The 19,333-nt window shown below is 60.5% G+C and carries 13 protein-coding genes; 2 read left to right on the top strand and 11 right to left on the bottom strand.

The window, feature by feature from the left end; translation table 11 throughout:
- Nucleotides 1–11: 11 nt before the first annotated feature.
- From ERD78_RS03210 to ERD78_RS03175, 8 genes are all read right to left on the bottom strand, one after another.
- A complete protein-coding gene (locus ERD78_RS03210; RefSeq protein WP_167668826.1) occupies nucleotides 12–1,580 on the bottom strand; it encodes an ABC transporter substrate-binding protein in 1,569 nt (522 codons plus the stop codon).
- Between the two features lie 258 nt (nucleotides 1,581–1,838).
- Nucleotides 1,839–3,074: an MFS transporter gene (locus ERD78_RS03205; RefSeq protein WP_245152306.1), complete on the bottom strand. Its 1,236-nt coding sequence runs from the start codon at nucleotides 3,072–3,074 to the stop codon at nucleotides 1,839–1,841.
- 32 nt (nucleotides 3,075–3,106) lie between these two features.
- Complete coding sequence (locus ERD78_RS03200; RefSeq protein ID WP_129967807.1) at nucleotides 3,107–3,877, bottom strand: peptidylprolyl isomerase; 771 nt, start codon at nucleotides 3,875–3,877, stop codon at nucleotides 3,107–3,109.
- 70 nt (nucleotides 3,878–3,947) lie between these two features.
- Complete coding sequence (gene narI, locus ERD78_RS03195) at nucleotides 3,948–4,631, bottom strand: respiratory nitrate reductase subunit gamma (protein WP_129967806.1); 684 nt, start codon at nucleotides 4,629–4,631, stop codon at nucleotides 3,948–3,950.
- 94 nt (nucleotides 4,632–4,725) lie between these two features.
- Nucleotides 4,726–5,421 carry a nitrate reductase molybdenum cofactor assembly chaperone gene (gene narJ / locus ERD78_RS03190; protein WP_129967805.1) on the bottom strand — a complete coding sequence of 232 codons (696 nt, stop codon included), beginning with the start codon at nucleotides 5,419–5,421 and terminating at the stop codon, nucleotides 4,726–4,728.
- Nucleotides 5,422–6,963, bottom strand: a complete 1,542-nt coding sequence (gene narH, locus ERD78_RS03185; protein ID WP_129967804.1) for a nitrate reductase subunit beta — start codon at nucleotides 6,961–6,963, stop codon at nucleotides 5,422–5,424.
- On the bottom strand, nucleotides 6,960–10,787 hold the full coding sequence (locus tag ERD78_RS03180; protein WP_129967803.1) for a nitrate reductase subunit alpha: 3,828 nt from the start codon (nucleotides 10,785–10,787) through the stop codon (nucleotides 6,960–6,962). Before ERD78_RS03180 ends, narH begins: the two co-directional genes overlap by 4 nt.
- A 269-nt stretch (nucleotides 10,788–11,056) precedes the next feature.
- On the bottom strand, nucleotides 11,057–11,959 hold the full coding sequence (locus ERD78_RS03175; protein WP_129967802.1) for a LysR family transcriptional regulator: 903 nt from the start codon (nucleotides 11,957–11,959) through the stop codon (nucleotides 11,057–11,059).
- A 165-nt stretch (nucleotides 11,960–12,124) separates the two neighbouring features.
- Between ERD78_RS03175 and ERD78_RS03170 the strand changes: the two genes are divergently transcribed.
- On the top strand, nucleotides 12,125–13,111 hold the full coding sequence (locus ERD78_RS03170) for a Bug family tripartite tricarboxylate transporter substrate binding protein (RefSeq protein WP_129967801.1): 987 nt from the start codon (nucleotides 12,125–12,127) through the stop codon (nucleotides 13,109–13,111).
- A complete protein-coding gene (locus tag ERD78_RS03165; protein ID WP_129967800.1) occupies nucleotides 13,108–14,400 on the top strand; it encodes an amidase in 1,293 nt (430 codons plus the stop codon). Before ERD78_RS03170 ends, ERD78_RS03165 begins: the two co-directional genes overlap by 4 nt.
- Nucleotides 14,401–14,483: 83 nt before the next feature.
- Here ERD78_RS03165 and ERD78_RS03160 read toward each other — a convergent pair whose 3' ends face one another.
- The 3 genes from ERD78_RS03160 to ERD78_RS03150 all read right to left on the bottom strand — a co-directional run bounded on the left by ERD78_RS03160 (nucleotide 14,484) and on the right by ERD78_RS03150 (nucleotide 19,229).
- Entirely contained in the window at nucleotides 14,484–15,638 is a 1,155-nt protein-coding gene (locus tag ERD78_RS03160; protein ID WP_129967799.1) for an acyl-CoA dehydrogenase family protein, read from the bottom strand.
- A gap of 96 nt (nucleotides 15,639–15,734) precedes the next feature.
- On the bottom strand, nucleotides 15,735–17,849 hold the full coding sequence (locus ERD78_RS03155; RefSeq protein ID WP_129967798.1) for an acetate--CoA ligase family protein: 2,115 nt from the start codon (nucleotides 17,847–17,849) through the stop codon (nucleotides 15,735–15,737).
- 9 nt (nucleotides 17,850–17,858) lie between these two features.
- Nucleotides 17,859–19,229 carry an MmgE/PrpD family protein gene (locus tag ERD78_RS03150; protein ID WP_129967797.1) on the bottom strand — a complete coding sequence of 457 codons (1,371 nt, stop codon included), beginning with the start codon at nucleotides 19,227–19,229 and terminating at the stop codon, nucleotides 17,859–17,861.
- Nucleotides 19,230–19,333: the final 104 nt, after the last annotated feature.

Here is a 19,333-nt window from a genome sequence, read left to right as displayed (position 1 = left end):
CGGTTCGCGGTTTAGTCGGCCAAGCGTGTCGTATCTTCTGTGATGGGTGGCGCCAGGTTCAGGGAACCCTTCAGATCGTAGCCATAGTTGACCTTGCCGGAATGAAGCCATACCTGCTTCAGCCCGAACAGCGGGATGGCGCACACATCGTCATGGATCTTCTGCTGGGCATCCTTCCATAATGCCAACTGCCTGGCGTCGTCGGGCTCGATGCGTGCGGCGCGAATGCTTTCATCCGCGACCGAGCAATGCGAGAAATTCGACATGGCTGTGGGCGATCCGATTTCCGACGCGGAATCGAAGAACTCAGACAGATAGGCGTCTGCATTGGGGAATCGCGCGGCCCCGTAGAATACGATGGCGCTTTGATCCTTGCGGCTGCGTGCCTGATAGGTGGCGTGGTCGACGACCTCCATGTTCAGCTTGATGCCGGCTTCGGCCAGCTGGGCCTGAACGATTTCCATGATGGGCTGCTGGGCGGAAATATTCGAGACAATGGACTTGATCTCTATCCCGTTGGGATATCCCGCTTCGGCCAGCAGTTTCTTGGCGGCCGCGACGTCGTGCTTGTATGTGCCGGCGCTGCAATCGTGGCCAAGATAGCCTTCCGGGACAACCGAGCAGCCCTTGGTGGCGACATCCTTGCCCACATATTTCAGTATCTGGTCCACATTCACGGCGGCGGCGATCGCTTCACGCACTTTCAAATTGTCCAGCGGCTTTATATTGCGGTTCAGGTGCAGGATGCGGAACTCGGCCGGCTCAAAGATATCGACGTCGTAGCCGCGTTTGCGGGCGCGCTCCACCCAGCGTTGCTCGCGCTTTCCCTGGATGATATCGACCTCGCCTGAAGCAAAGGCGAGTTCGCGGGCGCTGTCGGAAGGAATCATGCGGTACATGATGCCCGCGGCCTTGGGCTTGCCGCGATAGTATTGATCGTTTGCCACCAGCTTCACGTATTGCTGGGTGACGTGTTCGGCAAAGGCAAATGGCCCGGTGCCTATGGGGGAGGCGCCGAACTTGTTGCCAAGCTTTTCCGCAGCCTTCTTGCTGACGATATTGCCGCCGTGGTAGTCGGATACGCGGCCCAGAAAACCCGAGTCGGGATATTTCAGCGTGACGCGCACCGTATAGTCGTCCAACGCCTCTATCTTCTCTACCCCGACGAAGGTGGAGGCGAAGCTGGACCGCTTGGGATCGGCAGCGCGCTCCAGAGAGTACGCCACATCCTCAGCCTTCATCTCTCCATAGCCGCCATGGAACTGCACACCTTTGCGCAAATGGAAGGTCCAGACTTTACTGTCATCCGATACATCCCAGCTTTCAGCAAGGTCGGGCTCGAGTTTGGTGGGGTCCGCACTGCCGGGCGGGAATCGAACAAGGCCGTCGAACATCTGGCTGACTACGCCCTTGTCGTGCGTTGAGGTGGCGCGATGCGGATCCAGTGTGGCATTGTCGGCAGCGCCCGAACTGATTCGTAACATGGGGCGTGTCGTCTCCTGGGCGTGAACCGTCGCCGCAGGCATGGCACAGAATCCGAGTGCGGCCAAGGCCAGCGCTGGTAGCAGTTTCATTTTCATAATGGTCCTCGATCTAGATGGATTGGGTGCTGCACGGCACATCCTAGATAGAGCCCATGTATGAGTCAAAGTCCTTTATTTCAGGATCGCATTCTAAAAGGTTATAGGATGTGCAAATACGCGGCGCCCTGCCTGTCATAGGCGACATTGAATACGGGTTTATACCTAGTTTTCAGGCCGGGCGGATTTGGGGTTAATACCAAGGCCGGCTTGTAGGGGTTGTGTTGCGTAATGACCAGATGCAGGTTGTCGCGGGCATCATCCCTCCATTTGCCCGGTGATTCTCATGTGCCGCACATTTGATTGATAAAGCAGGATCAGCGAAATCCAGACGATGCCGTAAAGCAGCATGAAGGTGCTGGACCTTATGCCGGTCAGATCCAGCGCGGCACCGAAGAGCACGGGCAGTAGGAAGCCGCCGACGCCACCCGCCAGGCCAACGATGCCTGTGACGATGCCCATGTTTTGGGGAAAGTCATCAGCCACGTACTTGAATGTGGACGCCATGCCGAATGCGAAGACAGTACCCAGTATGAACAGCAGCACGATGAATAATGAGGGGGGGACATGAATGGCGAAGCTGCGAGGGCCGTTGATTGTATTGATCGTGAAGACTGTGTCGGGGTAGGAAAGCACAAAGAGGCAGACCCACGCGACCCATAGGCCCCACCATGTGATGGCATGGGCGCCAAACCGGTCGGCCAGCATTCCGCCGGCTGCGCGCAGAACGGCGCCGGGCAGCGTGAAGCCGGCGGCCATGGCCGAGGCCAGCACGATGGGGTAGTGATACTCGGCCATCATGTATTGCGGGATCCATAACGACAGTGCCGTGAAGCCGCCAAAGCAGATCGAATAATACTGGCAGTACCGCCAGACGCGCGCATCGCGCAAGACCGCAAAAGGCCTGCTTGCGGCCGCCGTCCCTGCACCCGTGCCCGGGTCTCGAACCGAACCGAACCAGAACACAACGGCCGTAATGACCAGGGAGATCGCATAGATGCGCGGCACCGCACGCCAGCCCAGTGCTTCCTGCAGCGATGGCGTGATGAACAGGTTGACGGCCGCGCCGACCGTGCCGGCGCCGAATACGCCCATGGCGAAACCGCGCTTCTCCGGCGGAAATAACCTGGCTACATAGGGCGTGCCCACGGCAAACGACGCACCCACTATGCCCAGTACCAGCCCTATCGCCAAGAACTGCCAGAATGCCTGGGCGTAGGAAACCGCATACACGGGTACAGCGCAGACGAGCAGCAGCAAGGTCATGACGGTGCGTCCGCCAAACCGATCCGTCCACATTCCGAGAGGCAATCGCAAGAGCGCGCCGCTCAGCACGGGAGTAGCGCTGAGCAGTCCGAACTCGGCACTGTTCAATCCCATTTCTTCGCGCAATGGTATGCCGAGCACGCCAAACATCATCCAGACCACAAAGCACACCATGAAGGCGAAGGTCGTGACGCCGAGAACGAGCATGGGCGATTTTTCGATAGCCATAATCACTCCTTTCGGGGGATTCGGCGCGGGGGCTATTGCTGGAGCAGGCCTGGCCGCGCGTTCAAGTCTATGCCTTCGAGTTCGGCGCTGGAGATCAGCAAATTGAGATACTGCTGTATGGACTTCTGCCGCACGTGCTCGGAAAGATAGCGCGCAATACGCGCGCGCACTGCGTCAAAGGGCAGCGGCCCACCTTCTATGCGGCGTTCCACAAGCACGATGTGAAAACCGTGTCGCGTTCTGACCAGGTCGGGAAGCAGACCCCTGCGGGGCGCCTCGAACAAGGCGGCATCGAATTCCGGCAGCGTTTCTCCTCGGGACAATTGCCCCAGATTGCCGCCCAACTGCCCGGACGGGCAGTTGGAAAGCGTCCTGGCCATCTCATCGAAACGGTCTGGGTGGCTGCGTAAATCCTGCAATGCTTGCTCCGCCTGCGCCCGCAGCAGGCTCATGGCCACGCCGTCGGTGAGTGCAAACAGAATATGGCGCGCATGAACCAGGTCGGGGCTGCGGAACCTGGCGGTGTTCGCACTGAAGTAGCGCAGGCACTCTTCATCCGTGGGCTCGGGCGTAGGGCATTCCATGTCCAGCAACTGGTCGATGACATCGTCGTCGATGTCTGCACCCTGCGCAAGCAGGCCTTTTGCGCGCGCCCGCTGGGCAAGCAGTTCGCGCACGACAAGGGCGCGCCGAGCCGCGTGGCCAGGGTCCGCCTCGCCGTCGTGCGCCGGCAGTTCCAGGGCTATGGCTTGCGCATCTATGGCCACGCCGTTCACGCTCAGGATCTCGCTGTCTGTTTTCATGTTCAAGGGCTCGGAACTTGTCGGGGTTGCGGAAACGCTTGTGTATTGCACGCGGCCTGGTGGCGCCGCGTCAACGCCTGCGCACGATCTGGCGCGGGCGAAACAGATAGCCCACCGTGGCCCAGCCGCTCCATATATGAGCAAGCCGTGTGAAGGGCGCAACCAGGAAAATCGTGAAACCCAGGGCGATATGTGCCTTGTAGACCAGGGGTGCGCCCGCTATCAGCGCCGGAGACGGGTTGAATGTCACAATGCCCTTGATGTAATCGCTCAGCGTCTCGAACATGGCGCCATCCATATGCTGCATCGACATGGGTACGGTGAGCAGGCCCAGTGCAAGCTGCACCCACAGCAGCACCAGCACCAGCATGTCGGCATGCGCGCTGTTGATGCGCACACGCGAATCGAAGAGTCTGCGGTACAAGAGCATGGTCAAGCCAATGATGGCGACAATGCCGGCGGCACCGCCGCCCGCCATGGCCAGCAGTTGGTGCTGTGATGCGTTCAGAAAGGCCGACACCAGCCAATGGGGGGTAAGGAAACCCACAAAGTGGCCGATGACGACAATGAGTATGCCGAAATGGAACATATTGCTGCCCATTCTCAGCATCCGGCGGCGCAGCAGCTGGGACGAGTCGCTTTTCCATGTGTACTGCTCGCGGTCAAACCGGATCAGGCTACCCAGCAGCCAGATGGTGAGACAGATATACGGATACACGCCGAACAACAAGGTGTTCATCAGATTCTGTTCCATGGAGCCGTTCTCCCGAATGATGCAATACGTGGTTGACGTGGCTTTTGGCGCGTGCACGCCGGTTTGTCCTCTGTGTCATGCAAAGGGAAGATCCTCATCGTGGCGGTCGTTTGTCGTAGAAATGGACAGGCTGCGGTTGCATGGCCGCCGGATTGCCGGCATTCAGAAAGTTCACGGGCTGATCCTGCCAGGCTTGATCAAGCGCCTCTTTATCGATGTCTTCTTCCAGCCTGGCGGCCATGTGGAAGTCGATCTGCAGCGCGGGCTCACCCGCCAGCGGAAGCAGGGCGGCAACGGCGGCATAGTAGGGCGTACCGCGGGCCGCCAGTTTCTCCGCAATCGACTGGGCGATGTCCGCGATTTCCCCCAGCAGCGAGCGAGCCTTCTCCGACGACTCATGTGCAAGGAACTCAAGAAAGACGGGCAGGTAATCAGGCAGTTCGCCCGTGGCAAGATACATGCCCTTCTTCTCGTACATGGCCAGCAGATCCACCATGGCTTGGCCGCGGTCGCGGGATTCGCCATGCACATGTTCGAAAAGATAAAGAGACGTGGCGCGGCCGCGATCAAAGACATCGACATAGCCTTCCTGCAGCTCCAGCAGGGTGTGGCGGCCCAGGTAATCCACCAGCATCAGCAGGGCGCTGCGCGCGGCCTGAGGCAGAGAGGGGTGGCGCGAAACGGTTGTCCGGATTTCGGGCAGCGATTCCTGCAGAAAGGCTTCAGGATATTCCAGGAGCGCGCCTATCATGCTCAGTAGCGGGCCGTGGTCTTTCAGTGCGGATTTCATCTAGTCCCCCGCCTGCCGGATGGGTATGGTCTTGCGCGTCTTGCCGATACCCTTGCGGCCGCCGAACAGGCTTGTTTCCGTAGTGCCTTCGGAGCAGCCGTTGCCAAAGGAAAAGCCGCAATTCCCGCGAAGATGGAATGCGTCCTCGGCATACTCGCGATGCGTGGTGGGAATTACAAAGCGGTCTTCGTAGTTCGCGATGGCCATATAGCGATACATGTCATCCACCTGGGATGCTGTCAGGCCGACCTCGTCGAGCAGCTGATGGTTGTCGTGCTTGTCCACCTGCCTGCCGCGCATGAAGGCGCGCATGGCAAGCATGCGCTTGAGCGCCAGCTTGACAGGCGCTTCCTTGCCGGCTGTCAGTAGATTGGCGAGATAGCGCACGGGAATGCGCAGCGCGTCCACGTCGGGCAACAGGCCCTGCATGCCCAATTGCCCGTCCGATGCCGCTTCATTGATGGGGGAGAGCGGCGGCACATACCAAACCATGGGTAGCGTCCGGTATTCCGGATGCAGGGGGAAGGCGACCTTCCACTCCATGGCCATCTTGTATACCGGTGACTGCTGCGCGGCATCCAGCCAGTTCTGGGGCACGCCGTCGCGTGCAGCCTGGGCGCGTATTGCGGGATCGTGCGGATCAAGAAAGATGGATAGCTGAGACTCGTAGAGATCCTCAGGATTTTCCACCGAGGCGGCGGACTCTATGCGGTCGGCGTCATAAAGCACCACGCCCAGGTAACGGATGCGTCCCACGCAGGTTTCGGAGCAGACGGTGGGCTGTCCCGCCTCGATGCGTGGGAAACAGAAAACACATTTCTCTGATTTTCCGCTTTGCCAGTTGTAGTAGATTTTCTTGTACGGGCAGCCCGATACACACATACGCCAGCCCCGGCATTTGTCCTGATCGATGAGAACAATGCCATCCTCTTCCCGTTTGTAGATGGAGCCCGATGGACAGGACGCGACACAGGCGGGATTCAGACAGTGTTCGCACAGGCGCGGCAGATACATCATGAAGGTGTTCTCGAACTTGCCGTAGATATCGGTCTGCACCTGATCGAAGTTGTAATCGGCCTTGCGCCGCTCGAATTCCCCGCCCAGGATCTCCTCCCAGTTCGGACCCCACTCGATTTTCTCCATGCGTTCACCGGTAATCAGCGACCGGGGCCGTGCAACGGGGCCGACCTTGACGTCGGGCGCGTCATGAAGATGCGCATAGTCGAACGTAAAGGGCTCGTAGTAGTCATCGATCTCCGGCAGATTGGGGTTGGCGAAAATCTGTGCCAGAACCCGCCAGCGCGCCCCCGCCTTCAGCTGTATCTTGCCATTGGCCTTTCGCGTCCAGCCGCCCTTCCAGCGCTCCTGGTTTTCCCAGTCTTTCGGATAGCCAATGCCCGGCTTGGTCTCAACGTTGTTGAACCAGGCGTACTCGGCGCCTTCCCGCGACGTCCACACATTCTTGCATGTGACTGAACAGGTGTGGCAGCCTATGCATTTGTCCAGATTCATGACCATGGCAATCTGTGCGCGTATCTTCATTGCGTGCTCCCTGCCTGCTTCTCCGTTTCAGCCATTTCCAGCGTCGGCGCACCCTTGTCCAGGGTATGTTCGTGACGCTGCGCTTCCGTGGCGGTCAACACCGAGGATGGCGTGGATTCGTCTTTCCAGTCTATGTTGCGCATCTTGCGCACAATCACAAATTCATCGCGGTTGGATCCCACCGTCCCGTAGTAGTTGAAGCCGTAAGACAGCTGCGCATAGCCGCCTATCATGTGCGTGGGCTTGAGGACTATGCGGGTGACTGAGTTGTGGATGCCGCGCACGCCGGTCACTTCCGACCCTGGCGTGTTTACCAGTTTCTCCTGTGCGTGGTACATGAATACCGCGCCCTCGGGAATGCGCTGGCTGACCACCGCCCTTGCGGTCAGCGCTCCGTTCACGTTGAACGCCTCGATCCAGTCGTTATCCACGACACCGATCTTGCGTGCATCGGTTTCCGACATCCATACAATCGGTCCGCCGCGCGACAGCGTGAGCATGAGCAGGTTGTCCGTATAGGTGCTGTGTATGCCCCATTTCTGGTGGGGTGTCAGGAAATTCAGTGCGATCTCGGGATTTCCATTGCTTTGACCAGAATGCGGCATGACCGCACTGCGCGTGTCAAGCGGCGGCTTGTAGACACACAGCGATTCGCCGAAATCCCGCATCCAGGAATGGTCCTGGTAAAGTTGCTGCCTGCCGCTCAGCGTGCGCCATGGAATGAGCTCATGCACATTGATATAGCCGGCGTTGTATGACACATGCTCGGACTCGATCCCGCTCCATGTCGGCGAGGTAATGATTTTGCGCGGCTGCGCCTGTATGTCACGAAACCGGATCTTTTCGTCTTCGCGGGCGCGCGCCAGGTGCGTGTGATCGCGTCCGGTAAACCTGCCCACCGCCTCCCAGGCCTTGACGGCGACTTCGCCATTGGTCTCGGGTGCAAGAGACAGAATGACTTCCGCCGCGTCGATGCCTGTGTCGATGCGCGGCCGACCCTTCGAGACGCCTTCTTCGGACACTGTATGATTCAGTCCGCGCAGCAGTTCGATTTCCTCGCCGGTCTGCCATGCGATGCCTTTGCCGCCATTGCCCAGTTTGTCCAGCAAAGGCCCCACGGATGTGAATTTTTTGTAGGTGTCGGGATAGTTGCGGATCACAGTCACAACATTTCCCATGGTCTTGCCAGGCAGGGGATCGCATTCTCCGCGTCCCCAGTCCGCAAGCGCACCGCCTTGGGCAAGCTCGTCGGGGCTGTCATGTTGCAGCGGCACCATCACAACGTCCCGCTCTTCGCCCAGCCGCCCCTCGGCCAGTTCGGAGAATCGCTTGGCGATTCCCTTGTAGATCTCCCAGTCGCTTCTTGATTGCCAGGCCGGATCCACCGCGGAAGACAGGGGATGAATGAACGGGTGCATGTCAGAGGTATTCATGTCCTCCTTCTCGTACCACGTTGCGGTCGGCAGCACCACATCCGAATACAGACAGGTGGTGGACATGCGGAAATCCAGCGTTACCAGCAAGTCGAGCTTGCCTTCCGGCGCGGGGTCGCGCCAGTTGACTTCCTTGGGCTTCAGGCCGCCACTCTCTCCCAGGTCGGCATTCTGCACGCCGTGTTCCGTACCCAGAAAATGTTTGAGAAAGTATTCATGCCCCTTGCCTGACGAGCCCAGAATGTTCGATCGCCACACAAACAGATTACGCGGATGATTCTGGGGCGCATCCGGATCAACGCAGGCCATTTTCAATGATCCGTCCTTGAGGCCTTTGGCGACGTAGCTGGCGGCATCTTCTCCGGCGGCGCGGCCCACCTCCAGCGGGTTGGCGGAAAAATGCGGAGCGCTGGGCAGCCAGCCCATGCGTTCGGCCCGCACGTTGTAGTCGATGGCGCTTTCGGGACAGGCCTCATGGTCCGCCAGCGGCGACAGCAGCGACGACATCCTGATGGTTTCATAGCGCCACTGATCGGTGTGGGCATAGAAGAAAGATGTGCCGTTCATGAAACGCGGCGGGCGATGCCAATCGGTGGCAAAAGCCAAAGGTATCCACCCAGTCTGCGGGCGCAGCTTTTCCTGGCCCACGTAATGCGACCAACCTCCGCCCGACTTGCCTATACAGCCACACATGACCAGCAGGTTGATGACAGCCCGATAGCTCATGTCCATATTGAACCAGTGGTTCAGGCCTGCCCCGATAATCACCATGGAACGGCCTTCCGTCTTGTCGGCGTTCTCGGCAAACTCGCGTGCAACCGCTATGGCATCGCTGCGCCTGACGCCGGTTATCTTCTCCTGCCAGGCGGGTGTGTACGGCACATCATCGTCGTAGCTGGCCGCCACGTTGGGTCCGCCAAGGCCCTGGTCCACGCCGTAGTTGGCAATGAGCAGGTCGTATACCGTGGCCACCAGGACCTCGCCGTTGCGGGTCGCGATCCTGCGTACGCCAATGCGGCGCGGCAGCACGCTGTCGTGGCCGGTGTGCGCGAAATGCGTGCTCTCCACGTTGCCGAAGTAAGGGAAGGCGACTTCCACAATTTCATCGTGATTCTGGACCATGGAAAGCCTGGGCCGTATTGGATTGCCCTGCGCATCTTCCTGTTTGAGATTCCATTTTCCAGCATCGCCGCCTTCCTGCTGCCCCCAGCGAAATCCGATGGAACCCACGGGTGCCGTCAGCTTGCCACTGTCCTCGTCAATGACGACTGTTTTCCAGCCCGCATTATTGCGCTGGCCCAGGGCATCATCGAATTCATCGGCACGCAGCATGCGTTCGGGCACATAGTGGTCTCCTTGCCGGACAATGCGCACGAGCATGGGCAGGTCGGTATAGCGCCTGCAATAGTCGTCGAAATAAGCGCTTTTTCCTGCCACGTGGAATTCCTTCAATACCACATGGCCCATGGCCAGGCCCAGCGCCGCGTCCGTACCCTGCTTGGGGTGCAGCCAGATATCGCCGAATTTCGCGCCCTCGGCATAATCGGGAAAGATGGAGACAACCTTGGTTCCGCGGTAGCGCACCTCCGTCATGAAGTGCGCATCGGGTGTACGGGTCTGGGGCACGTTGGAACCCCACATGATGATATAGCCCGCGTTGTACCAGTCCGCCGATTCGGGCACATCGGTTTGTTCCCCCCACGTCTGAGGGGAAGAGGGCGGGAGATCGCAGTACCAGTCGTAGAAGCTGAGATTGACGCCGCCTATCAGGGACAGATACCGCGTGCCCGATGCATACGAAATCATGGACATGGCCGGGATAGGTGAGAAGCCCGCTATGCGGTCTGGCCCGTGGCGCTTGATGGTATGGATGTTGGCTGCCGCGATGAGTTCATTCACCTCGTCCCAGTGCGAACGTACGAAGCCGCCCAGCCCGCGGCGCCGCGTATAGCTGTTGCGCGCTGCCGCATCGTCCACGATGGCGGCCCATGCCTGGACCGGATCCAGGGTGGCACGCTTCTCGCGCCATAGTTTGAGCAGGGCGCTGCGTACCATGGGATACTTGAGACGGTTGGCGCTGTAGAGATACCATGAGTACGAGGCGCCGCGCGAACAGCCGCGCGGCTCATGGTTGGGCATCCCTGCCCGCGTGCGGGGATAATCCGTCTGCTGCGTTTCCCAGGTGACGATGCCGCCTTTCACATAGATTTTCCAGGAGCATGACCCGGTGCAGTTGACGCCATGCGTTGAGCGTACGATCTTGTCATGCTGCCATCGCTTGCGATAGGCCTCTTCCCATTTTCTGTCCTCCTTGATGGTCATGCCGTGGCCATCGGAGAAGGTCGGTTTATCGGTGGTGAAATACTTGAGGCGATCAATGAAATGGCTCATGCGCGCCTCGCGATCTTGACAGGTTGGGGACAGGCACTGCCAAAACGGCAACAGGAGCGAGCCATACAATCCTCCATGATCATGCTTGCGGGCTGCAATTAACAGGCGGCGGGCGCCGGCAGCGTACACCGGCTCAGGCCAGGGCGATATGCCCCGAACCATGATAAGGCCGCCGTTGCGGCCTCGGCAATAGTCCGATGAAGGAAGTGTTGATTTTGATCAAACAGGGGAAGACTATTGTAAGGACGGACTTCCATGGTCCGTGACGGTCAGTCGGGGCGGTTTATGTGGTGGAGTGTCTCTTCCAGGACGCGTACTGCCGCGCTGGGTTCGTGATCCTTGCGCACACTGTACATTTCCACCGAGCAGAGCGGATTGGTCTCGGCGAGGGGGCGGTATTCGATTTCCCCGCTGTACAGGACGTGGGCACAGGCGGGGACGAGGGCCAGGCCCATGCCGGCCTGGACCAGCGCAAGGACGGTCGGCATGGCACTCTCGGTCACGATATTGGGCCTGACCTGGTACTGGGCAAAAAGGCTGCGGGTACGTTCGCGAAAATACATGGCCGTGCTGCCTTCGAAATCGATGAAAGGCTGCTGATGCAACCGCCGTACCGAAATGCGCTGTGACTGTGCCAGCGGATGGCCCGCCGGGAGTGCCACAAGAAACGGCTCGGTCTCCACCAAGGAGAACAGCAGGCCGTCAAAGCTGGTGGCGGCGGGCCTGCGCAGCAAGGCGATATCCAGTCTTGAATCCAGAATATTGTCGATTAGCCTGAGAGAGTGGCCCTCGTGCAGGATGATGTCCAGGCCCGGCCGTTGGGCATGAATGGCGCCAAGCAGCCTAGGCAGCAGGCGATAGGCCACGGAGCTGCTGAACCCGAGATTTATCGTGCCTGTGTCGCCTGTTGATACCTGTTGCAAGTGGCGTACGAGACCTGTTTCGTCCGCCGCCTGTTGCCTCGCCCACTGGTGCAGCAGTTCCCCCGCAGGGGTCATATGGACTGAGCGCGTGCTGCGGACAAAGAGCGTGACGCCCAGCTCGGCTTCGAAGCGGCGTATCAACTGACTGAGCGGCGGCTGGCTGATATTGAGCCGTCTGGCGGCATTCCCGAAATGCAATTCCTCTGCGACCACCATGAAGGCCCGCAAGGCGCGCGACTGAAGTGGCATGGCATTTCTCCGTTTAGCCTATTGAGTCAATAAATAACTTAATAGGTCTATTTAATAATATTGGACGACATTATGACCTGGATATTACGCTTCTATTGACAAGAAGCCGTGGCCCGCGCCATGCCGGCCAACACGGCCCGTTTTTACTTCAAAGGAGATTTCGCCATGTACTTGCATCAAAGACTGTTGGTCGCAGCGGGCAGGGGCCTGCTGGGACTTGCACTGCTTTCAGGGGCTGCGATTGCCGCGGCGCAAAACGCATACCCCACGCATCCCATCACCATGATCGTGCCTTTTGGGCCCGGCAGTACGACGGACACCCTGGCCCGCGTGGTGGCTGACGGTTTGTCGCAGCGGCTTGGGCAGTCTGTTGTGGTGCAAAACAAGCCGGGCGCCAGTGGCAATATCGGCGCCGCTGAAGCTGCCCGGGCCAAGCCCGACGGCTACACGCTGCTGGTGGGGCCTACCAGCACGAACGCGGTCAATGCCAGCCTGTTCAAGAATCTCAGTTATGACCCGCTCAAGGACTTTCAGCCCATTACAGATATAGCCAAATCGGCGAACGTGCTGGTTGTGCATCCAGATGTGCCGGCGAAGAACGTCAGCGAGCTCGAGGCGCTGGTTAAGGAAAAGGAACTTTCCTACGCGTCGACCGGCAACGGGGGCAGCATGCATCTGTCTGGCGAGCTGTTCAAAAGCATGACGGGTGGAAAGATGCTGCATGTGCCCTATAAGGGCGGCGGCGACGCATTGGGAGATTTGCTGCCTGGCCGAGTGCAGATGATGTTCTGCAACATACCGCTATGCCTGCCACACATCAAGTCCGGCAAGCTGCGCGCGCTGGCTGTCACCACGAGCACGCGCTCCCAGCTGTTGCCCGACGTGCCCACCATGGCTGAGTCTGGACTCGATGGCTACGATGTCTCGGGGTGGTTCGGATTGTTTGCACCGGCCGGCACCGATGAGGCCATCGTGCAGCGACTGAACAAGGAAGTGCTTGCCATTCTCGATACGCCGCAGGTGCGCGAGAAATTGTTGACGCTGGGCGCGGAGCCAGACGGTTCGTCGAGCGATCAGTTCGAAGCCTTTGTGCAGAGCGAGTATGAGAAGTGGGCAAAAGTCATCAAGGAAGCGGGAATTTCGGTGGAATGAAGCAGATCGACGATTTGGGCGGCATGGGCGTCGTGCAGACAGTGCGTGCCATGGAGGAGGGCAGCACGACTGCCGGCGCGGTGGCGCGCGCTTGCCTGGAAAGGATAGCGGCGGCCAATGATGACATCAAGGCTTTCGTGGCTTTGGACCCCGGCCATGTGCTGGAGGAGGCGGCGAAAGTGGATGCCGGCGCCCATGCGGGCGGCCTGCTGCGCGGCGTGCCTTATGCTGTCAAGGATGTGATCGACACCGCCGACTATCCTACCGCCTATGGCTCGCCCCTTTATGCCGGATATATGCCCGGCAGGGACGCAGCCTGCGTGAGGCGGGCTCGGGAACAAGGTTCGGTATTGATGGGCAAGGTCGCCACGGGTGAGTTTGCCACGCAGACCCCCAGCCAGGCCCGCAATCCCTTGCGTACCACGCATACGCCCGGCGGCTCTTCCAGCGGATCGGCCGCCGCGGTCGCGGCGGGCATGGTGCCGGTTGCATTCGGCACCCAGACAACAGGTTCCATTGTGAGGCCCGCCGTGTATTGCGGCCTCGTTGGCTATAAGCCCAGCTTCGGGATGCTGGGCACGGCGGGGCTCAAGACATTGAGCCATACGCAGGACACCATAGGCGTGATTGCACGCGATGTCATGGATGTGGCCTGTTTCTCGTTTGGCGTGCATGGTGTGCGGCATGTGCAGGCTGCTGTAGAGCACCCGCGCATCGCACTGTGCCGGTCAAGCCAATGGGACTATGCCTCCTTGGCGACGCATGGCACGCTGGACGTGCTTGCCAAGCGCCTCGCGTCACGCGGCATCCATGTCGACAGCATAGAACTGCCCGCGACCATGGAAGCCCTGGCTGCTCAGCAGCCGCGCCTGTTCATGTTTGAAGCGCGCCAGAATCTCGCTTACGAGATGGAAACCCGGCGCACGCAGCTGAGCACGCGCCTGCAAAAGCGACTTGATGCGGCGCAAGCCGTGACGCTGGACGAATATATTTCACTGCGGCAGCAGGTGCTGCAATGTCAATGGCAGTTTGCCGAATTGATGCGCAACTACGACGCGATTCTGTATCCGGCTGCAGCAGGAGAAGCGGAGAAGGGCCTGAAGGAAGCCGGCGATCCGCGCTTTGGTGCGCTGTGGACGATGTTGCATGTGCCGACTGTGTCATTCCCCTGCGGCAAGGGGCCGAGCGGCCTGCCGTTGGGTGTGCAGCTCGTGGGCGCGTTCGGAGAGGATATGCGCTTGCTGTCTGTGGCGCAGCTGGCGGCGCGTATCGCCCTCGAAGTCGGCTGAACGCCGAAGGCATGCGACGCGAACGTTTCGCCGACTTTCACCCTGGCCATTGCCCTTGAGCGGTCATGTCCGCCGCCCATGCGTTAGGCCTTGGGCGGCCGCTGCGGAAAGCTGCGTTCGAACACGCCTTCGGCAATGCGATTCTTCAGGATCTCGATGGACCCGCCGGCAATCATCCACCCGCGGCACCGGCGCACGCAATATTCCACGAGCGATTCCCGACTGTAGCCCATGCCGCCCATCACCTGGAGCGCTTCGTTGGCCACATCGAATCCGACTTGGTTGCAGTAGGCCTTGGCGATGGCTGTTTCCATGGGCGATGGAAACCCGGTGTCGGCATTCGCCGCCGCACGATACAGCAGCAGCTGGGCAGCGTCCAGCTTGATCTTCATATCCGCGAATTTCCATTGCAGGCCCTGGAATTCGCACAGGAGCCGGCCGAATTGCCTGCGTTGCGTGGCCCAGTTGCGCGCCTCCTCATAGGCATAGCGCCCAAGCGCCAGGGATCGCGCTGTGTTGCCTATGCGTTCGACATTGAACCCCGCTATCTGCCGCTTGAAGCCGCCCTCGCCCAATACAAGCTGGGCATCGGGAACATAGACGTTGTCGAAATGTATTTCAGCCCACTCCTCATCCGACATGAAGGATGAGCGGTTGCCGAGCTTGACGCCTTGGGTGTTGGTCTCGACAAGCACAGATCCAATGCCCTGAGTGCCGCGACCGAAGCGTACATAGGCAAGAATGAAGTCGGCATGAGGCCCATGCGTGGTGAAAATCTTGCTGCCGTTGATGCGCCATCCTTCGCCGTCCCTGGTTGCCGTGGTTTTGAGTTCGGTGACGGCCGAGCCGGCTTCGGGCTCTGTCATGCCCACCGCAATCAAACGCGTGCCCGCCAGCAGAGGGCGCAGGTACTTTTCCTTTTGCAGATCACTGCCGTATTCGGCCAGCACGCGGATTGCGCCGAAATTGCCGGCCTGGATCACATCGGCGCTGCGCGGGCATACGGAGGCTATGGTCTCTATGGCGATGACGGCGTCCATCAACGAGCCGCCGATGCCGCCGTCCTCCTGTGCAATGGTAATGCCCAACAACCCCTGTTCGGCCATCATGCGGGCGACATCCCAGGGATAGTCGCGGGCATGTGCGCGTGCGAGCGCGCCGCTGCGCAGATGCTTCTCGGCAAAACGGCGCACCGAGGTTTGAAGGTCGGTCTGTTCAGGTGTCAGGGAAAAATTCATCGATAGATCCTGCGAGTATCCTCAAAAGGAGGTTGTTGTGAAGGCAGTAGGATTTTGATTGCGGCATGGAAATGGCAATGCCCGCCGCCGGGTCGTTCAATCCAGGCGAACCAGTGCGTCCACGGCGACAACGCCATCCGGCTGTACGAACAGCGGGTTGATCTCGGCTTCCGCGACGCACACGTCCCCGGCGGCGAGACGGGAAAAGTCCACAACGGCGCGCGCCAGCGCATCGCAATCACCCAATGGCAGCCCTCTATAGCCGCGAACGATATGGGTGGCACGCACTTCGGCAATCATCTCTCTTGCATTTTCCTCATCCACTGGCGCAAGCCGGATAGCAAAGTCTTTTTGAAGTTCGGCCATGATGCCGCCGGCGCCCAGCAGCACCACCGGACCGACCAAGGCGTCGTGGCGATAACCTAGAATCAGCTCCAGCAATCCTTCTTCCATCTTCTGGACCAGAACGCCCTCTATCCGTGCATCGGGACGCCGTGCTCGCACCGATGCGAGCAATGCCCGGCGCTGGCGCAGCAGGTCATCCCTGTCGCGTATGCCTGTGCGTACGCCGTCCGCTTCGGTCTTGTGAGGGATATCGCGGGAACAGACTTTGAGAACGGCGGGATAGCCGACATGGTGTGGCTCGGCGTTCTCATCCAGCAGGCACGCCGCTGCGGTCTTGATGCCTAGATGGTTCAACAGCTGCGAGGCCTCATGCTCGTTTAGGAGGCCATGGCGCGGCAGTCCGCGGGGCCATGCCCAGCTTGCGCCTGCGGCGGCGGGCTGAGTGGGAGGCCGCCGCCCGAGAAAGCCTGCCAGCGCATCCGCACAGCTTTCAGGTGTACGGAAAGCGGCCATGCCTGCTTCCCGCAGCAGGCGCAATGAAGCCTGCGCTTCGGGCGCCAGAAAGACAGCCAGCGGCTTGTCGGGCGGTTTGTCGGCGTCGATGAGAGGGCGCACCACCAGTTCGGGATGGAACTGCGCGGAGGATCCGCCCACGCTCAATACGACATCGCACCAGTCGCTGCGCAGCAGTTGCTCAAGCAGGTCTTGATACTGTTCACCGCTGGCTGCCAAGGTGAGGTCCATGATGGGAGACGGCCTTATCTTCAGTCCGCGGCCTGCCATGTGGTCGATGAAGGAAGCGGGCGGCGCAACGGCTTGCACGTTGGCCATGCCGAGCGCATCCACCACCGTGGCGGCGCCACCGCCTGTCGTTGTAATGACTGCGATGCGCGGGCGCACGCTCGCAGGGAGCGTATGTGACACATAGCGTTCGGCGAGGGGCGCTGCCTCGAACAAGGCCTCCAGCGTGGTCACGCGGATGACGCCGTGGGATCGGAAGAACGCATCCACGGCGGCGTCGTCGCCGGCGATGGCACCGGTGTGGGATTCCGACAGGCGGCTGCCGATTTCCGATCTTCCGAGCTTGTAGGCAATGACCGGTTTGCCGGCGGCCCAGGCGCGCCGAAGCGCTGATGAGAGCACATCGGCGTTTCTCAGCGTTTCCAGGAAGAGCAGAATCACGCTGGTTTCGCTGTCATCCACCAGGCCATGGACGATCTCCCCGGTGGAAATGTCCGCCTCGTTCCCGACCGACACCGACTTGGCGAAACCAAAGCCACGCGCCGCCGCGCGCGACATGAGCGAGCCCATCATGGAACCGCTTTGCGAGACCATGCTGATGTTCCCGGCGGACAGGCCTTCCGCAGCGAAAACGGCGTTCACGGAGAGGATGCATCCCGTATGAATATTGGCCAGCCCTATGCTGTTAGGGCCCAGTATGCGCAGACCCAGCGTGCGTGCGCGCTCAAGCAGCGCCGTCTGTTGCTCCACACCGAGCGGGCCGGACTCGGCAAAGCCGTCCGAATAGATGGTTACCACGTGTGCTCCCGCCGCTGCACAATCGTCGAGCAGCGGCAGCACATGCTTTCCAGGCACCATGATGAAGGCGTGGTCTATGGGCTCGGGCAGGTCGCGCAGCGTTGGATAGGCACGTTCGCCAAGCACGCTGGCATGTCCCCGATTCACTGGGTAGACGACGCCCTTGAAGCCATGCCTGCGCATGAATATAAGCGGTCTGGCGGTATTCTTGCCTGGATCGGCCGATGCGCCCACAAGCGCGATGCGGGCCGGAGAAAGCAGCGCATGCATCAGTGCGGCGGGCCGCGTCTGATCGGAATGGGATGGGGTAATGGAAACGGATGACATCGCGCGCTCTCACGTATTCTTCAGGTGCAGATCGCGCACTTTGATAGCGTCCAGGCGCCAGGCCGCCTGAAGCAGTGCTTGCGCGCGCTCCTCGCCCAGCACCGGGGTAACCAGCTCGGCGTACTTTTCGGTCAATGCCTCGTCGGTGAGGGGCGACTCGGGATCGCCCTGGCGCCATGGAGAAAAATGCGTCAGGCAACGCCCATCGCGCGTTTGAATGGCCACGCGCGCGGCGCGCTGTCTTGGGAAGCTCGCGGTGAGCGCCTCGTCTTCATGCAGAGAGAGACGGCTCATGAGGCTGCGTACGGTTTGGTCTTGCAGCCTGGCCTGCTGGAAGGCGTCGAGCCGTACCGAGTTGAAGACCAGCGCATGGCTGACGACATAAGGCAGGCTGAACTTGCACTCGAAAGCGGTTGCCGGCATGAAGTTTCCCGTCACATCAAGGGCGGTGCGATAGGTATGCACATCGATCCGCTCGATGTCCTCGGCCTTGATTCCCTGGACGTTGCGCAGGTGCAGCGCGGCGTCGATGGCTGCGAAAGTATGGCCGCAGCAGCCATGGTTCTTTTGCGTGATCTGCGTAATGTTGTAGTGCCGGCCCAGCCCGTCAAGGCTATGCTGCCAGTCGGGTCCGCCGGCCAGGGCATGGCCGAAGCCCACCGGGCCCTCGAGAATATCGGGCACGCCAGTGACGCCGGCCGCGGCCGCCAGCGCGCTGCGCACGCCGACTGCAGCGGCGTGTCCGGCGTGCAATGCCTTGGTCATCGCATCGGAGCGAAACGCCTGCTGCAGACCCGAGGCGAAGCTGGCAGCCGTGGCCATCGCATGCAACATGACATCGGCATCGCCGGGCCTTGCCATGAGTGCTCCCGCTGCAGCGGCGCCAATGGCGCCAACGGTGCCGGTGGTGTGGAAGAAGCGGTAATGCGCGGGCTGTACCGCCGCCGCGATGCGGGTTGAAATTTCGTAGCCGGCTATGATGGCGCGCAGAAAATGCGCTCCCTGGCAGTCCTGCTCTTCGGCAATGGCGAGAGCAGCCGAGATCACGGGGCAGCCCGGGTGATACACCCCATCCCGGAATATATCGTCGAATTCCACGGTGTGTGACGCACTGGCATTGATCCATGCGGCAGTCGCGGGGTAGGCGGTGGTCGCATGCCCCGGAATGCTGGCATGTCCATGGCCAAGCTCGGCTTTATGGGCTTGCGCCAGGCAGGTTCCCGGCGGAATCCGCGCACCTGGATACAGGGCGGACAGCCAGTCCACAAAAGCCCGCTTGGCGTGATGAACCACGTCGGCGGGAAGCTCGTCGTGCGCCTGGCGCGCGCCATAAGCGGCATAGGCCTGCGCCAATGTGGTGGTCGCGTCTGGGCTGTGCATCAAATGCTCCGGTAAGCCATCTTCTTCATGGTGGCGGTCGAACCCCGCGCGGGCGTGGGGCGCTTCAGTAAAGCCCCACTGTAGCGGTCCGGTTGCGCATCTGG

The organism is Allopusillimonas soli (assembly GCF_004153445.1).
GTDB lineage: Bacteria > Pseudomonadota > Gammaproteobacteria > Burkholderiales > Burkholderiaceae_B > Allopusillimonas > Allopusillimonas soli.
Note: the sequence above shows the minus strand (reverse complement) of the source record. Positions and strands in the feature narration are given on the sequence as shown.